This window comes from Mesobacillus sp. (assembly GCF_049588175.1).
Taxonomy (GTDB): domain Bacteria; phylum Bacillota; class Bacilli; order Bacillales; family Cytobacillaceae; genus Mesobacillus.
In genome coordinates this window covers 1-2,244 of record NZ_JBAVFI010000416.1, presented here as the reverse complement: position 1 = coordinate 2,244, position 2,244 = coordinate 1, and the positions used below count along the sequence as shown (strand labels likewise).

At 44.2% G+C, this 2,244-nt stretch carries 2 protein-coding genes and 1 pseudogene; 1 reads left to right on the top strand and 2 read right to left on the bottom strand.

The window, feature by feature from the left end:
- Positions 1-626, bottom strand: a pseudogene (locus WB217_RS10415) (hypothetical protein); the annotation flags it as partial.
- Between the two features lie 14 nt (positions 627-640).
- Positions 641-1,303 carry a hypothetical protein gene (locus tag WB217_RS10410; protein WP_423993162.1) on the bottom strand — a complete coding sequence of 221 codons (663 nt, stop codon included), beginning with the start codon at positions 1,301-1,303 and terminating at the stop codon, positions 641-643.
- Between the two features lie 353 nt (positions 1,304-1,656).
- Here WB217_RS10410 and WB217_RS10405 point away from each other — a divergent pair.
- A partial coding sequence (locus tag WB217_RS10405; protein WP_423993161.1) for an SWIM zinc finger family protein occupies positions 1,657-2,244 on the top strand: 588 nt, incomplete at its 3' end.

Here is a 2,244-nt window from a genome sequence, read left to right as displayed (position 1 = left end):
TTCACAGTCCCCGCAACCTCACTGTTAATGCCGAGCTGGTCACTGCCATTCTGCGAGTTAAGAGTGTTGTCATATTGCTGGATTTCCGAGGTGATCCTCGTTTTCTCGCTCTTCTTGTCATATATTTCTTTTTCAATCGAAGCATTCACAAGATCCTGCGAAGACGTTCCGGTCCCCGTTGCCCCGTCTCCGGTAACAGGCAAGCTGTTATCAGTAGCAGATTCTGATACTGACAGCAAATACTCCAGCTGCTGGATTTGTTCATCGATCAAAGCCGATTCCCTGACAAGCTGGTTCTTTTCGGCTTCCAGCTTTTGCCGGTCCGCATCGTTCCCATCGGAGGCATACTCATACAATGGGCTGCCTGTGTCGACCTGGTCGCCTTCTTTTACAAGGAAGTTTTTAAAACCGCCTGGAGTGTCATTATAGTAGACATGATGCTCCTCAACTGGTGTGACGACGCCATCGGCATGCAGGGTTTTGGTCAAATCCTCTTTTCCAGTCGCTGTCCATTTATTAATATAAGAAGAGCGCACCGCTTTGCTGTCATCTTTTAATGCTAAGTACAGATTTCCTGAGACAAATAGAATGCCTGCAGATAATAGAATTGCTGTCTGTTTTTTCATATGGTGCACCTCCCTTAAAGAATTTTCTCAAATTGGACAAACGAAAAGAGCGCTGAGAACAGCCAGAACACGAGATTGATGCCAATGACCATCAATAGGACCATTCCTGGTTTTTTGCCGGTCAGCATTTTTACATACTTGAATTCTATGAAAATAGCCCACACTTTAAATAGAGAAATAGCTCCAAGGAAATAGATGATAAAGTCATTTCCAGTTATGTATTGGGCGATGACGCCAAGCGAGAACGGTGATGAAATTTTAATTAGTCCGAGCGTGGTTGCAAGCGGAATAATGATGACTTTTTCCAGCAGCAAGATCGGTAAAACAAATTGCTGGACCGTCACAAATTTTTTCAGACCGATGTCGGATAGCGTCCAAAAGAACAATGCCGGTATGAAAATCATCGCTGCTCCGTAAAAAAGACCCCAGATGATCTGGCCAAACATGAACAGCAACTTATGCAATTCATAATTTTCCTGCGAAATGGCGGTCAAATTTTTTGATAGATATTCTGACCCGATGCCAAAATAGGCACTGATGCCAAAAATCAGGCCGCTTAGCAGGAGGAGCATCGTCGTATTCTTCCAAACTCCGGGTACATACTCAGAATCTCGTAGCTTATATGTATATAAATCAGGATAAAAAAGGCCGCGAAGCACGGGCAATCGGTTATTCATTATATGTCCCCCAGATTCTTTCTTGTATAGTTCATTTTATATGATAAAAATCAAAAACTGAAATGATAACAGGATATTTTGTGGAAATTTTTTTAAATATGTCACAAAATGGGATGCACCATTTTCTGTATTCAACAAATTCCTCACGATTCCCTTCCCCTTTTTTCAAAATCAAACATCCCCCCTCCTCTAATAACTCATTTTTGGGTATAATAGAAGAATATGTTTTTTTCGGATTTCTTAAATGATTGTACAAACACGTGTTGAATGGTCCGCTGCTTATAACAGCTGGATTTTACAAAAAATCAGTGGCCTCTATGGCCGATTGATGTTGTGAGAACGGAGGAATGGTTGTGGCTGTCATACCTGAGAATCAGGCACCAATTTTAAAAGAAGCCGCCTCAAAATTGAATACGCTACTCAAGCCTGAGGTCGAGGAGGATGCACGCCTTGTCCAGAAAGGGCTGATGTTGTATCGTCAGGGGACGGTCCACCATCTGAAATATATGGTGAAGTCGATCTGGGCAACGGTCCAGGATGTTACGCCAGTGCGGGTCTACATAAATATGACCGATCCTCAGGAAAGCAGCTGCACCTGCCCTGCCGATTCGTTTTGCCGCCACCGGCTTGCCGCTTTCTTTCAGGCTTACAGTGATGTAGCGAGCGTTGGCGACTGGGTCGAAGGTTGGCGCAAGCCTGCCAAAGAATCGTTGAATGCGGAAAAATGGGGGCTGCAGAAGGCAAAGGATCTTGTGAAAAAAGATACCCGTAACAGCCATGATTACGATCAGTGGATTGCTTCGTTTACAGAGAGCTTCCAGGAGATTATGAAAGGCCAGGGTGAGCCGAAGCCTTATGTCGTGCCGGGATTGTTCCGGACTTATGTCCGACGGGTTGAAGTTTCCTCCCCGCTTGAAGCTGTTTGGAAAAATCTATATATG

Excerpts from the sequence above, each read along its gene's own strand:
- WB217_RS10410 (WP_423993162.1), bottom strand. The coding sequence starts at position 1,303 with ATGAATAACCGATTGCCCGTGCTTCGCGGCCTTTTTTATCCTGATTTA.